Below are 16,814 nucleotides of genomic sequence, written 5' to 3' on the forward strand. Positions count from 1 at the left end.
CCACTTCCTAACCAAGTCGCTTTAGGCGGGTAAGAAAGGTTAAGAGGCTTTAACGGGAGGTTCACCATGATTGCACGCACATGGACCGTCGCATTTGAAGGCGTCGAGGCCCGCCCCGTCGACGTTCAATGCGCCGTCTCTCCGGGCTTGCCGAGTTTCACCATTGTGGGCCTGCCTGACAAGGCCGTCTCGGAGGCGCGCGAACGGGTCCGCGCCGCTCTTGCCGCGATGCAGATCGCACTGCCGTCAAAGAAAATCACCATCAACCTGTCGCCCGCAGACCTCCCCAAAGCGGGGTCACATTTCGACTTGCCCATCGCCATTGCGCTTTTGGCCGCGACGGGATTGATCCCCGAGGACGCCGCCGAAAAGATGCTCGCAATCGGGGAGCTGTCCCTCGACGGCACATTGGTCGGCGTGGCGGGGGCCTTGCCCTCCGCGTTGGCCGCAGGCGCCCTTGGGTGCAACCTGATCTGTCCCGAGATGTGCGGACCAGAGGCCGCATGGGTCGGGGCCACACCCGTATTCGCCCCCGCAACCCTCGCAAAACTCATCCGCCACGCCACAGGCGACGCGCCGCTCACCCCCTCGGAACCCGGCGAGGTGCGCCGCCCCGACCACGCCCGCGACCTCATGGATGTCAAAGGACAGGAAAAAGCAAAACGCGCCTTGGAAATTGCCGCCGCAGGACATCACCACATGTTTCTTGTCGGCACGCCGGGATCGGGAAAATCAATGTTGGCGGCGCGATTGCCGACCATTTTGCCCGAACTCTCGGCACAAGAGGCGCTTGAAACCTCTGTGGTGCATTCGCTCGCGGGCCTGTTGGATGCGGGCGGGATTAGCCGCGCCCGCCCGTTTCGCGAACCGCATCACACGGCCTCACGGGCGGCGATTGTCGGTGGCGGGCGCACGGCCCAACCGGGGGAAATTTCACTCGCGCACAACGGCGTTTTGTTCCTTGACGAGTTGCCCGAATTCCCGCGTGCCGTGCTTGACAGCCTGCGCCAACCGATCGAAGCCGGCGAGGTGATGATCGCACGGGCCAACGCCCACACGCGCTACCCGACACGGTTCATGTTGATCGCCGCCGCCAATCCGTGCAAATGCGGCTACCTGCCCGATCCCGCACGGGCTTGTTCAAAGGTGCCGGTGTGTGGCGAGGATTATCTGGGGCGCATTTCCGGTCCGCTGATGGACAGGTTTGATTTACGGCTCGAAGTGCCACCTGTGGAAATGGCCGACCTCGAACGCGCACCCTCGGGGGAACCATCCGCCGTGATTGCCGAGCGGGTCGCCCGCGCACGCGCCATTCAGGCCGTCCGATATGAGGGGACAGATACGCGCACCAACGCCCGTGTCGAGGGGCGCGCCCTTGAAGAGGTCGCAACGCCCGACGCCGAAGGGCGCGAACTGCTGTCCCTGGCGGCGGACAAATTGGGCCTGTCGGCCCGTGGATACCACCGCGTGCTGCGTGTGGCCCGCACCATCGCCGATCTCGCCGGATCGGAGGGGGTCAATCGCCTGCATGTGGCCGAGGCGCTCAGTTACCGTGTTGTGGCCTCGCGCACGTCTGTATGAAATCCGCCGTCAGGCCGATCGCCTCGCGAGCCTCGGGAAACCATCCGTCAAACAGCTGCCAGACATGCGGCGCCCCCGCAAAGGTTTGCAGGAGGACCTGCCCGCCACCGGCACGCAGCACGGCCTCCATGCGCACGGAATCATCGTACAGAATTTCGCAATCCGACGCCTGAAGCAATACCGGCGGGCAATCGGGAAAGTCAGCAAACAGCGGCGAGACACGCGGGTCGGTCGGCGACAAATCCCCAAGGATCATAGCGGGAAGATCATGCACGCGGGCCGCGGGAAAAAAGTGATCACGCCGCGCATTCTCGTGTACCGATGCGCCTGAAAACGTCTGATCGGTAAACGGCGACCACGCAAAAACGGCGCGGGGCGGCGTGCCTGTGAGGCACAGCTGCGACAGCAGCGAAAGCACCAAACCGCCCCCCGCGCTGTCGCCCCCGAGGACAATATCGTCAGGCCCATAGCCGAGCGAAATCAAGTGGTCCCATGCGGCACGGGCATCGTCCAGAGCGGCAGGCAACGGATGTTCGGGCGCAAGGCGGTAACTTGGCAAAAACACCCGCACGCCCGTCATTTTGGAAAGCCGCGCCACCATCTTTTTGTGGGTGTCGGGACTGCCCGCAATATAGCCGCCGCCGTGCAGATACAGGATCACACGGGGATCGGCGGCGGGTTGACGCAACGCAGGACCACACACGACCCAAAGGGCACGGCACCCGCCAACATCCACCGCGTCAAACCGCGCAAGGGGCGGCGCACGAAACTGATATTTCATGCTGCGGTCAAGGTGACGACGCAGCGGCACGGGATCTTGCGCCCGCGCCATCACGGCACGGATCATGGGACGCAATGCGCCACCGATGATCCGCATCCGCAGGCTCATGCGCGTTTGGCCTCAATTGCCTCCCACAACAGCGCCGCTGTGTTGGTCCCGTCAAACCGTTCCAACTCCTGAATGCCTGTGGGCGAGGTCACGTTGATTTCGGTGAGGTAATCGCCAATCACGTCGATGCCGACAAACACCTGACCTTTTTCTTTCAACAGCGGCCCGATGCGGTCGCAAATTTCACGGTCGCGGGCGCTGAGGGCGATTTTTTCCGGCCGGCCGCCAACATGCATGTTGGAGCGCGTTTCGCCCTTTTGCGGCACACGGTTGATGGCACCAACGGGGGCGCCGTCGACCAAAATCACCCGCTTGTCGCCGTTGGACACATCGGGGAGGAATTTTTGCGCAATCAACGGCTCGTTGTTGATGCCCGTGAACAACTCGTGCAGCGATGAGAGGTTTTTGTCGTCAGGGCCAAGGCGGAACACCCCCGCGCCACCATTGCCGTAGAGCGGTTTGAGGATGATATCGCCATGCTTGTCCTTGAACGCGCGGATCGTGGCGAGATCGCGGGCGATGGTCGTGGGCGGGGTCAGATCTGGAAATTGCAGCACGAGCAATTTCTCGGGATAATTGCGCACCCAGAACGGATCATTGACCACCAATGTGGTGTCGCGGATCATATCGAGCAGATGCGTGGAGGTGATATAGCCCATATCGAACGGCGGGTCTTGGCGTAGCCACACCACATCGTAGGTGGACAGGTCGACCTCTTGCTCCTCGCCGAGCGTATAGTGGTTGCCCACCTCGCGGCGCACCTCGACGGGCCAACCGCGTGCGGTCAAACGCCCCTCCTGAAACGCCAGTTTATCCGGCGTGTAGTAAAACAGGGAATGCCCCCGCTCCTGTGCCTCCACCATAATGCGAAAGGTGCTATCGGCGTTGATGTCGATCGGACCGATGGGGTCCATCTGAATGGCGACTTTGAGAGAGGCGTTGGTCACGATAAGAATACTCCGGTTGGCTTTCTCAATAGATGGACCACCACCCGCATGCTTTCAATGAGAAAGGTCCATTGCGCAAATGAACACCCCCGTCCGGAGCCGTCACATCAGCGCGTTTTCAATGACCTCGATCTCGCCGCGCCCGTCCACAAGCGCCACATCGAGGCGCATTTCGGACAACAGCCCCTTGGGTTGGCGCCCGATGTAATCCTCCGCCGAGCGCATGATGCGTTTCATTTGCGCGGGCCGCAAATGTTCGGCGGCACTGGCGAGGGTTTTGGAGGCCTTGACCTCGACAAAGACAAACACCGCGTCCTTCCAAAAGATCAGATCAATCTCCCCCGCCGTCCCGCGCCACCGTTCCTCGACCCGCTCATAGCCAAGCGCAAGGTAATGATCCGTCACGCGGCCTTCGGCACTCAGACCCGACAGATAGGCCCGTTGACCGCGCAGGCTGCGCGCCTCACCGGAAGCCTTCGTGTCGGCGCCGCGATCGTCCATGGACCTCTATCTCCTATTCGTCGCCGTCCCCACCATCCGCATTGCTGCGCTCCAAAGCCCGTTGATAGACCTCGCGCTTTTTCAGGCCGAACTGCGCAGCAATTTGCGCTGCGGCATCCTTGACCGAGAGCGTTTCGAGCGCACGGTCCAATTCCGCATCCAGATCGATATCCTCCGTCGAGACCTTTGACGGGCGATCCACCAAAAGCACGATTTCACCCTTGATCGTACGCCCCTCAAGGGCGGCAATCACGTCACTCACAGGGCCAGAGATCACTTCCTCGAACCGTTTGGTCAATTCGCGGCACACCGCAACAATACGGGTTGGACCATAGATGTCGCAAAGTTCACTTAATGTTCGGTTAATGCGCTTGGGGCTTTCATAAAAGCCAAGCGTGGCCTGGATCTGGCCGAATTCGGTGAAAAATGTCCGCCGCGCCCCTTTGGACGATGGCGGGAAACCCGCGAACAGGAAACGGTCAGAGGGCAGGCCCGCAATGGTCAATGCCGCGATCATCGCCGACGGACCCGGCGCGGATGTCACCGCATAGCCCGCGGCCAAGGCCTCCCGCGACAGCACAAACCCCGGATCAGCGACAAGTGGCGTCCCCGCCTCGGATGCATAAGCCACAGATTTACCTGCCGCCAGTAGCCCCAAAAGACGCGGGCGCGCCTTGACGCCGTTTTGGTCGTGGTAGGCAATGATGTGGCGCCCCTCCAACGGAATACCGTGTATTTCCATTAGCTTACGCAACGTGCGCGTGTCCTCGGCGGCAAGGACATCGGCAGAGGCCAACACATCGAGGGCGCGTAACGTGATGTCACGGGCATTGCCGATTGGTGTGGCGACAAAGTAGAGGCCGGCGGTAAGTGGCTTGATTTGATATGTCACGCGGTGGGGTCCCGTTATGTGGCGTTTACTCATTGGCTTGAGTGCCTTAGTCTGCTAGGCGACCTTAAGTCAAAACGCACGTTTACACACCCCTTGTAGATGACCCCACTGTCAGGAGTGATTTTCCCTATGTTTGCCCGCCTTTTCGCCATTCGCACCCCGCTCGTTAAACTCATTGCCGGGCTCTCGTTCGTAGCACTCGCCTCTTGTGACATGGCAACAATGCCGCGTTCCGGTGGCACTGGCCCAAAGATCGACACAAGCAAACCCGTGCCGGTCGCGCTACTGGTCCCCTACGATTCGGCGCAGGCCTCCGACATCGCATTGGCCCAATCCATCGAGAACGCCACGCGCATGGCGATGGCCGACCTGCAAGGCGTGAACATCGCACTCACCGTCTACCCGACGGGTGGACAGGCCGAGCGCGCCTCCGCCGCCGCAAGCCAGGCTGTGGCAAACGGCGCGAAAATCATTCTCGGCCCTGTCTATGGCGGCTCTGCCAAACTCGCAGGCATCCCCGCCGCAAACGCAGGCGTCAACGTCTTGTCCTTCTCGAACAACCCCGACGTTGCGGGCGGCAACGTCTTTATCCTCGGGCCAACCTTTGACAACACAGCGGACCGTCTGGTGCGTTACGCGGTGCAAAACGGCAAGAAAAAGATCCTTGTTGTGAACGGTGAAAACCCCGCCGAGAACGCGGGCGCAAAGGCCATTGTGGCCTCGCTTGGTCGGAACGGCGCGTCCATGATGGGCCAGACCTCTTTCGAGATGAGCCAAACGGGCGTGACCCAAGCCATTCCCGAAATTGCCACCTCGTCGCGCTCGACGGGCGCCGACGCGATCTTCTTTACGTCCGGCAATGATGGCGCAATGCCCCTTTTGGCACAGATGCTCCCCGAAAATGGCATCACAAGCCCGGGTACGCAGTATATCGGCCTGCAGCGTTGGAACATTCCACCGACCGCGATGTCCCTCCCCGGGTTGCAAAACAGTTGGTTTGCCATTCCCGATGTGGCACTGACCCAAACCTTTTCGAACCGCTATGCCGCCACCTATGGCCAACAGCCACACGCCTTGGCCGGTCTCGGCTATGACGGCATTGCGGCCATTGGCGCCCTCGTCAAATCGGGCGATGCAAACGCGCTCACCGCACAGGCCCTCACACGCTCCTCCGGCTTTGCGGGCGTAAACGGGGTGTTCCGCCTCTTGCCCAACGGCACCAACGAGCGCGGATTGTCCATTGCCACCATTCAAAACAGTCAGGTAGTTGAGATTGACCCTGCCCCAAGAGCCTTCGGTGGGTTTGGCCTCTAAGCCAAGCCTGACGTCATTCGTTCCGGCCCCGCCACGCAGCACAATCTGTGCTCCGCAAGCGATCTTTGATGTCGAAACGGTGAATAACGCCCTATCCGATGCGTGGGCAAACGCATCGGATGCGGCCGCAATTCGTGCGGCCACAGTTGCCGTTCTCAACGACGCCAACGCCAATGGCCGTGCGGTGATCGAAGCCTCGATCAAACAAGCCCCAAGCAACGCCCGTCCGGCGGTCACGTCCTATGCATGGCTCACAGATTGCCTCGTGACATCCGTGCTGTTCACCGCCATGACCCAATTGCACCCCAACCCGCACCCCTCCGAGGGCGAACGGATCGCGGTGCTTGCCGTGGGCGGGTACGGGCGCGGGGAAATGTCGCCCCACTCCGATGTCGATCTGTTGTTCCTTGCCCCGTTCAAAATCAACGGTTGGATCGAAAGCGTCGTCGAGAGCATGCTCTATATGTTCTGGGACATGCACCTCAAGGTGGGACACGCCACCCGCACGATCAAGGATTGCATCCGTTTGGGGCGCGAGGATTTTACCATTCGCACCTCCATGCTCGAAATCCGGTATCTGGCCGGAAACGAAGAGTTGGTCAGCGATTTGCACGCCAAGCTGCGTGATGAATTGTTCAAAGGCACAGCCCGCGAGTTCATCGAGGCCAAACTCGAAGAACGCTCCGAGCGGCACCGCAAACAAGGCGGACAACGCTATGTGGTGGAACCCAATGTCAAAGAGGGCAAAGGCGGTTTACGTGATCTGCAATCGCTATTCTGGATAGCAAAATACGTCCACGGCGTGCGCCGTACCGCCGATCTGGTCAAGGCCGGCGTGTTCACCGCTGATGAATACCGCCAGTTCGAAGAGGCCGAAACGTTTCTCTATGCCACGCGCAATGCGATGCATCTCATTGCAGATCGCCCGATGGACCAACTCACCTTTGACCTTCAGGTCGAGGTTGCCGAGTTTTTAGGCTTTATTGACCACACGGGGCGCCGCGCGGTCGAGCATTTCATGCAGGCCTATTTCCGTCACGCCACCCGCGTGGGCGAATTGACCCGCATTTTCATCACCACTCTTGAGGATATGCACGTCAAACAAGAACCCGCCTTGCAGCGCTTTTTCAAACGGAAGCGAAAGGTTGCACACGGGTTCTATGTCGAACGCGGCCGGCTCAATTTTTCAAACGAGGCCGAGTTCCTCGGGGACACTCTCAATATCTTGCGGCTGTTTGAGCAGTCATTGCGCACGGGAAACCTGATCCATCCCGATGCAATGCGGTGCATCTCCGCCAACCTTGACAAGATCGACAACACCATGCGCGAAAGCCCCGAGGCACAGCGCATTTTCCTCGACCTCATGCTCAAAAACGGCAACCCTGAACGGGCGTTACGTCGCATGAACGAGTTGGGCGTGCTTGGTGCGTTTATTCCCGAATTCCAAGTGATCGTGGCGATGATGCAATTCAACATGTATCACAGCTACACCGTCGACGAGCACACCATTCAGGTGATTTCCAACCTCGCGCAAATCGAGCGCGAGGAATTGGTCGAGGAACTGCCCGTCGCCTCCGGCATCCTCAAAAACGGGATCAATCGCCGCATCATGTATGTGGCGCTGCTGCTGCATGATATCGGCAAGGGCCGCAAAGAGGACCATTCGATTTTGGGGGCGCAAATCTCGCGCAAGGTCGCCCCGCGTCTGGGCCTGAAACCTGCGGAATGTGAAACAGTCGAATGGCTGATCCGTTATCACCTGCTGATGTCGGACGTGGCCCAAAAACGCGATCTGTCCGACCCGCGCACCGTGCGCGATTTTGCCAAAGCCGTTAAAACCCGCGAACGTCTGGACCTGTTGACGGTTCTGACGGTTTGCGACATTCGCGGCGTGGGGCCGAATGTCTGGAACAACTGGAAAGCGGTGTTGCTGCGCAACCTGCATGCCCAAACCGCACATGCGCTCGAACACGGGCTTGAGGCCGTCAACCGCGAGGCCCGCGAGGGTGAGGCGAAAAAGTCCCTGCGTGCGGCCTTGGCCGACTGGCCGCAAGCCGCCGTTCGCGGCGAGGTGCAACGCCATTACGGCCCCTACTGGCAAGGCCTGCCGACCTCGGCCCATGTCATTTTTGCGACCCTGCTGAAGGACATCAAAGACGACCATATCAGCATCGACATCACCCCCGACGAGGACCGTGATGCCACCCGCACCTGCTTTGCTCTGGCCGATCACCCCGGGATCTTTTCACGGCTTGCGGGGGCCTTGGCGCTTGTCGGTGCGAACGTTGTGGATGCGCGGACCTACACGACCAAGGATGGCTATGCGACCGCGGTATTCTGGATCCAGGACAACGACGGTCATCCGTTCGAACAACGCCGCTTGCCGCGTTTGCGCCAGATGATTGAAAAGACCCTGAAAGGCGAGGTTGTGGCCCGCGACGCCCTTGTCTCCCGCGACAAGATCAAAAAGCGCGAGAGCCAGTTTCGCGTGCCGACCTCGATCAGCTTCGACAATGACGGCTCGGAGATTTTCACAATCATCGAGGTGGACACCCGCGACCGTGCCGGTCTTTTGTATGATCTCACACGCGCCTTGGCCGACAACCATATCTCTATCGCAACCGCACAGATCGCCACTTACGGCGAACAGGTTGTCGACAGCTTTTACGTCAAGGATATGTTCGGCATGAAGCTTCACGCAGAGAGCAAACAGGCCTCATTGGAGCGCAAACTGCGCGAGGCCATCACCAAAGGCGCCCAACGCGCGAAAGACTCATGAAACCGATCCGCCTGATCAAAGGCTTTGTGACCGTTGGCGGCTGGACCCTGATGAGCCGCATTCTGGGGTTCGTGCGTGACGCATTGATCGCCGCGTTTTTGGGCGCGGGGCCTGCCGCCGAGGCTTTTGTCGTGGCCTTTTCCCTGCCCAATATGTTCCGCCGCTTCTTTGCCGAAGGCACGCTCAACGTCGCCTTTGTGCCGATGTTCTCCAAAAAACTCGCGGCGCAACAGGACGCGAAGGAATTTGCCGAGGACACGCTATCGGTTCTGGCCACCATGCTCATCATGCTGACCTTGGTGGCGACCCTGGCGATGCCGTTTTTGGTCTCGGCGATGGCGGCGGGTTTTATCGGGGACGAACGGTTTGACCTCGCCGTGGGGTTCGGGCGCATCGCCTTTCCCTATATTTTCTTTATCGCGCTCTCGGCCTTGTTTGCGGGGATCCTGAACGCGTCTGGCAAATTTGCCGCCGCCGCCGCCGCCCCTGTGATGCTCAACGTTATCCTGTCGGGCGCGATGGTCGGCGCCTCGTGGATGGGGTGGGACGTGTCAAAGGCGCTGATCTGGTCGGTGCCCGTCGCGGGGGCTGCACAGCTTTATGTCGTGTGGCGGGCCGCCGCAAAGATCGGATTTAACCTGCGGCTCCGCTTGCCCCGCATGACCCCCGAACTCAAAAGCCTGTTGATCCTCGCCGGACCTGCCGCCCTTGCGGGAGGGGTGGTCCAGATCAACCTGTTGATCGGCCGTCAAGTGGCCTCCTTTGGCGAGGCAGGCGCGTTGCAGTACCTCAATCTGGCCGACCGCCTCTACCAACTGCCGCTCGGTGTCGTCGCCATTGCCATTGGTGTGGTGTTGCTACCCGACCTGTCACGCAGACTTCAGGCGGACGATGCGGTGGGCGCACGCGATGCCTCCAACCGCGCGATGGAATTTGCCCTCTTGTTGACCGTACCGTCGGCTGTGGCGCTCATGGTGGTGCCTGAACCGCTTATCTCGTTCCTGTTCCAACGCGGAAAATTCTCGGTCGAGGACGCGCAGAAAACCGCTCTTGCCGTCTCGGTTTACGGTGCCGGCCTGCCCGCATTTGTGATCCAGAAAGTGCTGCAACCGCTCTATTTTGCCCGCGAAGACACCAAAACGCCGTTCCGTTTTGCCCTTTGGGCGATGGTCATCAACGCCGTGGTCGCCGTCAGCCTGTCGTTTGCAATCGGCTATCTGGCTGCGGCTGTCGCCACCACTTTGGCGGCATGGACAATGGTGTGGTTGCTGTGGCGTGGCACCAAAAGCATGGGCGAGGGCGTCACCGCCGATGCCCGCCTCCGCGCCCGCACCCCACGCATCTTGGTCGCCGCAGCCCTGATGGGGGCCTACGTGTATGGCGTGAACATCTTGCTCGCGCCGGTCTACGACCTGTCGCGCGGATTGGCCGTGCTCATCATGGTCGCAAGCGGCATCGCGGTCTATTTCGCCGCCGCCTACGCCATCGGCGCCATGAAACTCTCGGACCTCAAGGCCGCCGTCAAACGCGGGTGATCTAACGGCGGGCGCGGATGCGCGCCATGATGCGACGCGGTGCGCCCGGAACGAGTAGGATCGACACCGCGAACCCCGTGATAAAGCCCGCAATATCCGCGAGCCAATCGGGGGTGGCCCCGAACAGCAGGCCAAAGATCAATTGAATGGCAAGCAAAAACCCGATCAGGGAAAAGGCCCGCATCTGGTTTTGCTTCATCGCGCCAAGCCCGATCCAGAGCATCAAGGTATACGACCCGATCAGGCCATAGGCCCCCGAATAGGCCCCGACAAGCGGCGTCGAGGTGTCGAGGAAAAAACCGTAGGCAAGCGCGCCCGCGATCACGGAAACAAAGAAGACCACAAGCACCGCGATGTCGCCAAAGGTCTCCCCCACCATTTTGCCCAGTGCCAGAATGAACACCACGACCATCGCCGCGTGGGTAAAGGAGTGGTGGACAAAGGCATACGTCACAAAGCGCTGCACATGTTCGAACGGCCAGACGCTCTGGTCGCGCATGGCGTCGAACACCGTATCGAAAAAGGCAAATCGCTCCATCGCGGTGATCCGCCACCCGATGGCATCCGGCCCGCCAACGATCCCGTAAGAGCCGATCTGGAACAACAGCTCGATGCCGCCGATCACCACAGCCAACAAAATCACGGCCGGAGGCAGCGCATTAAACGGTGACTCTGGTGTGTCGTCAGAGTCATCAAAAGGACTGGACATGTGGTGCGTTTCCTTGAGTTTGGGAGCGCGCAAAAGCGTTTCGAGAGCGCGTTACCCCCTATTTGATTTCGAAACGCACGCAACATCAATACGTTGAGCACGCTTTTCCCGACTAATATGGCTTCAATACCATCGCGAAACGCTTTAGTAATCCAAACAGCACGCTACATCCAGTTTGACGGAGAGAACACATGGCCGACGCTGATTTTATCCCTCGCGTTTTTTCGGGGATCAAGCCTTCGGGCGGCCTCACGCTTGGCAATTACCTTGGCGCGATCAAGCGGTTTGTGGGCATGCAGGGTGGCGATTTCGAGACCATCTATTGCGTGGTCGACATGCACGCCATCACCGTGTGGCAAAACCCCGAGGATCTGCGCTCGGCCACACGCGAAGTGGCGGCGGGCTATCTGGCATCCGGCATTGATCCGGCCAAATCCATATTGTTCAACCAATCCCGCGTCTCGGCACACGCCGAGCTTGGGTGGCTTTTTAACTGTGTCGCGCGCGTGGGCTGGATGAACCGCATGACGCAGTTCAAAGACAAAGCGGGCAAAAATTCCGAGCAGGTATCGCTTGGCCTTTATGCCTACCCGTCGTTGATGGCCGCCGATATTTTGGCCTATCACGCCACGCATGTACCGGTGGGCGAGGATCAAAAACAGCACGTCGAATTGACCCGCGACATCGCAAAGAAATTCAACCACGACTACAAAGTGGACTTTTTCCCCGAGACGACCCCCGTCATCGAAGGCCCCGCCATGCGCGTGATGAATCTGCGTGACGGCACGAAAAAGATGTCGAAATCGGGTGAGAGCGACATGGAGCGCGTCAACATGCTTGATGATGCCGACACTATCGCCAAGAAATTCAAAAAATCCCGCAGCGATCAGGATGTCCTGCCCGAGACCATGGACGGTTTGGCGGACCGCCCGGAGGCCCGCAACCTCGTGAATATCTACTCCGCCCTATCCGACAAATCGGGTGACGCGGTTTTGGCCGAGTTCGGCGGTCAGGGCTGGGGGAAATTCAAACCCGCGCTCGCCGATCTGGCGGTCGACAAACTCGCACCGATTTCGTCAGAGATGAAACGTTTCATGGATGACCCCGCCGAAATTGACCGCATCATGGCGCATGGGGCCGATAAAGCCCGCGCCATCGCCGATCCGATTTTGAACAAGACTTTCGACATCATGGGATTTGTCCGCTAAGCGCACGCCGCAAAACCGGACGGTTCTATACGGCGCGATATATGCGGCCAATATCACATTAGAAAGGGCGCTCCATCGGGGCGCCCTTTGGTGTCCTGTAACGGTGTCGCCCCGCTTAGATCAAACGCACGCGTGCGCCAACGGGGACACGCGGATAAAGGTCCGCAATCATTTCGTTATACAGCCCGATGCACCCGTCTGACGACCGTCGCCCGATCTTGCGCGTGTCATGGGTGCCGTGGATACGGTAATATTGCCACGACAAATAAAGCGCGTGGGTGCCAAGCGGATTGCGCGGCCCCGCAGGCACAACCTTTGGCAATGACGGATCGCGTTCACGCATCGACGGTGTCGGCGTCCATGTCGGGCCTTCGACCTTTTTGATCACTTCGGTATAGCCACGCTTGGTCAATTCCTCCGAGATCGGCACAGAGGTCGGATAGAGCTTGTAGTCTTCGCCGTCCCTGGACCAGAAATGCAAGGCGCGGCTGACCGTATCGGCCACAATTGCCCCCTCGCCCAACGTGTCGAAATGATCCCGCCAGTTTACCGTGCGAAAACTTGACAGGTTGCGGCGCACCCCCCCATCCGTTGGGGCATTGAGCGCCTCGATCTGGGCATCGGCCTCTTGGGCAATGGCGCTGCGGACCAAAAACGGCGTTGCGGCGAAAAAGCCCAAAACAGAGCGGCGGGTTAGTCGGGACATGTGGCGTTTCCTTGTGCAGTTGCTCGGCATGGCCATTTGGCCTTGGTTTGCCCTTTGGTTTCATCCCTGCCACATATTCGCAATTCACAATTGGTTCAGGTGGCCGTGTCTTCAGGCCGAAAGCCGTGCCACACCATCCCCGTGAGACATGCGCGCCCACACCGTCCTTTTGGGGGCGGGCATTTCTTTGCTCACGTCGCTTGCCCCCACGCCCAGTCTCGGTCATCATCCCCCCCATGACCAATGCGCCTGACGGAGGGGCCAGATGCGCAAGTTCCTTGTGATCCTAGATGACAGCCGCGAATGCCTGAACGCCATGCGGTTCGCCGCAATGCGCGCCGCCAACACCGGTGCGGGCGTCACTATATTGTCGATCATTCCGCCCGAAGAGTTCAATCACTGGATTGGCGTGGCCGATTTGATGCGCGAGGAAACCCGCGACCGGATCGTCGCGCACTTTGAAGTCTTCGCCAAATGGATGCGCGACCGTCAGGGCATCGACCCGGAACTGGTCATTCGCGAAGGCGAGGCCGTTCACGAAATCCTGTCACAGATCAAAGAGGACCCCGGCATTGGCGTTTTGGTGCTTGGCGCGGGGACGGAAAAGCACGGCCCCGGCCCGCTTATTGCCGCGATGACGAAACAGGCGGGTTTTTTGCCGATCCCGATGACGCTTGTGCCTGGCGAAATCTCCAAAATCCGCCTCGAAGAGATCACCTGACCCGCAACCTGCGACATTATGCGCACCCCGCCGCAGATTTTTTGGCGTTTTTCTGACCCGTTCCAAAATAATTCAAAAAAGATTTCGGCACGAATAGCGCCGGATCCGGCGGCTTTACGCCCGAAACCTGCTCCCTTCTGCGCATCCCTGCACCATGCCTCTCTCACCATGAGCCAGAACCCTTTTCCTGTCCGCATGCAGACAATTCAAGGGCGCAAAAAGGCCGGCTTCCATCACAAACTCTTTACCCGATGACAGCGAACGAATTGCCGAGTTGCGACGTTTATTGTTCAGAACGCCACGGTGGTCGTGGCCAATACCAGCAAGGACTAAAATCATGAACACTCTCAAAACACTCGCAATTTCCGCAGCTCTCGTCGTTGGTACACTCGGTGCCGCAAGCGCAAGCAGCCTCTACTCTTCCGAAGTCGAGTTCCCCGGTTCCTACATCGAATTTGGCGTCATCGTTGCCGACGCTCCTGCAACACTCGCCCTCTACGATTACACCGGCGGCGTGAAAGGTGAACTGATCTCCACCGTGAATATCGACGCAGGCTACAACTCCGACGTCCGTATCCAGACCAAGTCCATCACAGTGGATGAAGTTCAGGCCGAACTGTCGATCAACGGCACATTGGTCGACTCGTATGTGTTTGACCACGACGACCAAAACGACATGTAAGCCAAACCAACTCCAGACCCATAAACGGGGCGTCTACGAGCAATCGTAGGCGCCCCGCCTTGTATTAGAATGGTTCTAAATATTGACTTTCGTTCCCCAAAGGCGCATATCCGACCTGACAAGTAAGGAATACGTCCCATGTTCATTCAAACCGAATCCACACCGAACCCCGCAACATTGAAATTTCTCCCCGGCCAGACCGTTCTCGACGCAGGTACGGCGGATTTCACGACGCAAGAGGCCGCCGCGGCATCGCCCTTGGCCACGCGCATTTTTGCAGTCGGCAACGTCACAGGCGTGTTTTTTGGCCATGACTTCGTGACGGTGACCAAAGACGATGCGACCGATTGGGATCACATCAAACCCGCCCTCCTCGGGGCAATCATGGAGCATTTCCAATCCGGTGCCCCCGTCATGGAAGGCGAGGCAACCGCAAATGCCGGCCACGCCGCACATGACGGCCCCGACAGCGAAATCGTCGAACAGATCAAGGAATTGCTCGATACCCGTGTGCGCCCTGCGGTGGCCCAAGATGGCGGTGACATCACGTTCCACGGCTTTGAAAAAGGCGTTGTTTACCTGCATATGCAAGGGGCCTGTGCGGGCTGCCCCTCCTCGACCCTGACGTTGAAAATGGGCATTGAAAACCTGCTGCGCCATTATATCCCCGAGGTGCTCGAAGTGCGCCCCGTCGCGGCCTGAACAGCGGGCCGTTGATGTGCCACAAGGCCTTGATCTAAAAGCATTGGCCGCGCTTCACGCAGAGGCTTTCGAGACGCCCCGCCCATGGTCACAGACCGAATTGGCGGGGCTTCTTGATTCTTTTGGCGTCTTTTTGATCGCGGCAGATGGCCCGTCGATGAGCATGGGCCGCGTCATTGCTGACGACGCCGAACTTTTGACCTTGGCCGTGGCCGGAACAGCCCGCGGCCGCGGACTTGGTCGCGCTATGCTTCGGGCCTATGAGGCACGCGCTCTGGATATGGGGGCGCGGACCTCGTTTCTGGAGGTCGCCGCCGACAATCACGCCGCAATTTCGCTCTACCGGTCGGAACACTATCGCGAATCTGGCCTCAGACGGGATTACTACACGCGGCCGGACGGTTCAAAAATCGACGCACTCGTCCTCTCAAAGCTACTCAGAGTTGCATAACGGCGCGTCACTTTGACTGTTAGCGGGCAAACACCCCTTGTCCGCGACCAAATGGTAAAATTTCGGTTGACCCTCCCGCGCCGACACGCCCTAATCTGTGCGTGAACAGAAGCGATCTGCTCGCTCTTTGGGCAAGTGCCTTGGCAATACGCGCAAGGGCTGCCCCAATACTAAAGTACCAACGGGAGACTACTATGAGCCTTATGAAGACATTCCTCGGCGCGGCTGCGGCCCTCGCCGTCACCTCCGGCGCAGCATTGGCCGATCCGGCGATCATCTTCGACCTCGGCGGCAAATTCGATAAATCCTTCAACGAAGCGGCCTTTAACGGCGCCGAGCGTTGGAAAGAGGAAACCGGCGGAACCTACCGCGATCTCGAATTGCAATCCGACGCACAGCGTGAACAGGCCCTGCGCCGTTTTGCGGAAAGCGGCTACAACCCGGTCGTGATGACAGGGTTCTCTTGGGGCTCTGCTCTGGGCGCTGTAGCTCCCGACTTCCCCGACACGAATTTCGCAATCGTCGACATGGTCGTAGATGCACCAAACGTGCGCTCCATCGTGTTTAACGAGCACGAAGGTTCGTTCCTTGTCGGCGTTCTTGCGGCTCTCGCAGCAAAAGGGGACACCGTCTCCTTTGTTGGCGGCATGGATATTCCGCTCATCTCCAAATTCGCATGTGGCTACGCCCAAGGTGTGAAATACGCCAAACCCGACGCCAAAGTGATCGTGAACATGACCGGCACCACGCCGTCCGCATGGAACGACCCCGTAAAAGGCGGCGAGTTGACCAAGGCACAGATCAGCCAGGGCTCCGAAGTTGTCTTTGCTGCGGCTGGCGGCACCGGCATGGGTGTTTTGCAAACAGCAGCCGACGAGGGCATCCTGTCCATCGGCGTGGACAGCAACCAGAACTACCTGCAGCCCGGGTCGGTTCTGACCTCCATGATGAAACGCGTCGACAACGCCGTATATGAAAGCTTTACGGCAGGCGATGACCTCGCTGTGGGAACGCTCTCCGTTATGGGTCTGGCCAACGACGGCGTGAGCTACGCCCTCGACGAGTTCAACGCAGACCTGATCACCGAAGACATGAAAGCGGCTGTCGAAGACGCAAAAGCCAAAATCATCGCGGGCGAGATCATCGTTCACGATTACATGTCCGACGAAACCTGCCCCGCGTACTAAGGGCAGCGCT

16 protein-coding genes are annotated in these 16,814 nt (G+C 59.4%); 10 read left to right on the plus strand and 6 right to left on the minus strand.

From position 1 onward, the window contains the following. Positions 1 to 66 precede the first annotated feature (66 nt). Positions 67 to 1,581 (plus strand): YifB family Mg chelatase-like AAA ATPase, encoded by a 1,515-nt coding sequence (locus tag ACN0Q0_RS03110; RefSeq protein ID WP_417241885.1) that lies wholly within the window; start codon positions 67 to 69, stop codon positions 1,579 to 1,581. On the opposite strand, the gene ACN0Q0_RS03115 is transcribed toward ACN0Q0_RS03110, so the two are convergent. The 4 genes from ACN0Q0_RS03115 to rsmI form a co-directional block, all read right to left on the minus strand. Then, positions 1,544 to 2,470: an alpha/beta hydrolase gene (locus tag ACN0Q0_RS03115; protein ID WP_417241886.1), complete on the minus strand. Its 927-nt coding sequence runs from the start codon at positions 2,468 to 2,470 to the stop codon at positions 1,544 to 1,546. The genes ACN0Q0_RS03110 and ACN0Q0_RS03115 overlap by 38 nt on opposite strands. Next, complete coding sequence (gene gshB, locus ACN0Q0_RS03120; RefSeq protein WP_417241887.1) at positions 2,467 to 3,417, minus strand: glutathione synthase; 951 nt, start codon at positions 3,415 to 3,417, stop codon at positions 2,467 to 2,469. Before gshB ends, ACN0Q0_RS03115 begins: the two co-directional genes overlap by 4 nt. A 102-nt stretch (positions 3,418 to 3,519) precedes the next feature. Then, a complete protein-coding gene (locus ACN0Q0_RS03125) occupies positions 3,520 to 3,918 on the minus strand; it encodes a YraN family protein (RefSeq protein ID WP_417241888.1) in 399 nt (132 codons plus the stop codon). A gap of 13 nt (positions 3,919 to 3,931) precedes the next feature. Further along, positions 3,932 to 4,810, minus strand: a complete 879-nt coding sequence (gene rsmI / locus ACN0Q0_RS03130; protein ID WP_417241889.1) for a 16S rRNA (cytidine(1402)-2'-O)-methyltransferase — start codon at positions 4,808 to 4,810, stop codon at positions 3,932 to 3,934. Positions 4,811 to 4,939: 129 nt separating this feature from the next. Here rsmI and ACN0Q0_RS03135 point away from each other — a divergent pair, with 129 nt between their 5' ends. From ACN0Q0_RS03135 to murJ, 3 genes are read left to right on the plus strand one after another with little or no spacing between them, the layout of a single operon-like run. After that, positions 4,940 to 6,124, plus strand: coding sequence for a penicillin-binding protein activator (locus ACN0Q0_RS03135; RefSeq protein ID WP_417241890.1), 1,185 nt, complete (start codon positions 4,940 to 4,942; stop codon positions 6,122 to 6,124). Next, positions 6,084 to 8,903 carry a [protein-PII] uridylyltransferase gene (locus tag ACN0Q0_RS03140; RefSeq protein WP_417241891.1) on the plus strand — a complete coding sequence of 940 codons (2,820 nt, stop codon included), beginning with the start codon at positions 6,084 to 6,086 and terminating at the stop codon, positions 8,901 to 8,903. Before ACN0Q0_RS03135 ends, ACN0Q0_RS03140 begins: the two co-directional genes overlap by 41 nt. Next, the gene (gene murJ, locus ACN0Q0_RS03145) at positions 8,900 to 10,438 is read left to right on the plus strand and encodes a murein biosynthesis integral membrane protein MurJ (protein ID WP_417241892.1); all 1,539 of its coding nucleotides are present in this window, start codon (positions 8,900 to 8,902) and stop codon (positions 10,436 to 10,438) included. The genes ACN0Q0_RS03140 and murJ overlap by 4 nt, the downstream gene beginning before the upstream one ends. A gap of 1 nt (position 10,439) precedes the next feature. Here the strand turns inward: murJ and ACN0Q0_RS03150 are convergent, their stop codons facing one another. Next, a complete protein-coding gene (locus ACN0Q0_RS03150) occupies positions 10,440 to 11,147 on the minus strand; it encodes a rhomboid family intramembrane serine protease (protein ID WP_417241893.1) in 708 nt (235 codons plus the stop codon). Positions 11,148 to 11,338: 191 nt separating this feature from the next. Here ACN0Q0_RS03150 and trpS point away from each other — a divergent pair, with 191 nt between their 5' ends. Beyond that, positions 11,339 to 12,355, plus strand: a complete 1,017-nt coding sequence (gene trpS, locus ACN0Q0_RS03155; protein ID WP_417241894.1) for a tryptophan--tRNA ligase — start codon at positions 11,339 to 11,341, stop codon at positions 12,353 to 12,355. Between the two features lie 115 nt (positions 12,356 to 12,470). Here the strand turns inward: trpS and ACN0Q0_RS03160 are convergent, their stop codons facing one another. Next, on the minus strand, positions 12,471 to 13,061 hold the full coding sequence (locus ACN0Q0_RS03160) for a L,D-transpeptidase (protein ID WP_417241895.1): 591 nt from the start codon (positions 13,059 to 13,061) through the stop codon (positions 12,471 to 12,473). Between the two features lie 265 nt (positions 13,062 to 13,326). Here ACN0Q0_RS03160 and ACN0Q0_RS03165 point away from each other — a divergent pair, with 265 nt between their 5' ends. The 5 genes from ACN0Q0_RS03165 to ACN0Q0_RS03185 all read left to right on the plus strand — a co-directional run bounded on the left by ACN0Q0_RS03165 (position 13,327) and on the right by ACN0Q0_RS03185 (position 16,804). Further along, positions 13,327 to 13,782: a universal stress protein gene (locus ACN0Q0_RS03165; RefSeq protein WP_417241896.1), complete on the plus strand. Its 456-nt coding sequence runs from the start codon at positions 13,327 to 13,329 to the stop codon at positions 13,780 to 13,782. A gap of 337 nt (positions 13,783 to 14,119) precedes the next feature. After that, entirely contained in the window at positions 14,120 to 14,464 is a 345-nt protein-coding gene (locus ACN0Q0_RS03170; RefSeq protein ID WP_417241897.1) for a hypothetical protein, read from the plus strand. 138 nt (positions 14,465 to 14,602) lie between these two features. Further along, the gene (locus tag ACN0Q0_RS03175; RefSeq protein ID WP_417241898.1) at positions 14,603 to 15,166 is read left to right on the plus strand and encodes a NifU family protein; all 564 of its coding nucleotides are present in this window, start codon (positions 14,603 to 14,605) and stop codon (positions 15,164 to 15,166) included. A gap of 16 nt (positions 15,167 to 15,182) precedes the next feature. Then, the gene (locus ACN0Q0_RS03180; RefSeq protein ID WP_417241899.1) at positions 15,183 to 15,617 is read left to right on the plus strand and encodes a GNAT family N-acetyltransferase; all 435 of its coding nucleotides are present in this window, start codon (positions 15,183 to 15,185) and stop codon (positions 15,615 to 15,617) included. A 194-nt stretch (positions 15,618 to 15,811) separates the two neighbouring features. Continuing rightward, positions 15,812 to 16,804 carry a BMP family lipoprotein gene (locus ACN0Q0_RS03185; protein ID WP_417241900.1) on the plus strand — a complete coding sequence of 331 codons (993 nt, stop codon included), beginning with the start codon at positions 15,812 to 15,814 and terminating at the stop codon, positions 16,802 to 16,804. The last annotated feature ends 10 nt before the right edge of the window (positions 16,805 to 16,814 follow it).

Origin of the sequence: Celeribacter sp. (assembly GCF_048259695.1) — a bacterium.
In the GTDB taxonomy this organism is placed as follows: Bacteria; Pseudomonadota; Alphaproteobacteria; order Rhodobacterales; family Rhodobacteraceae; genus Celeribacter.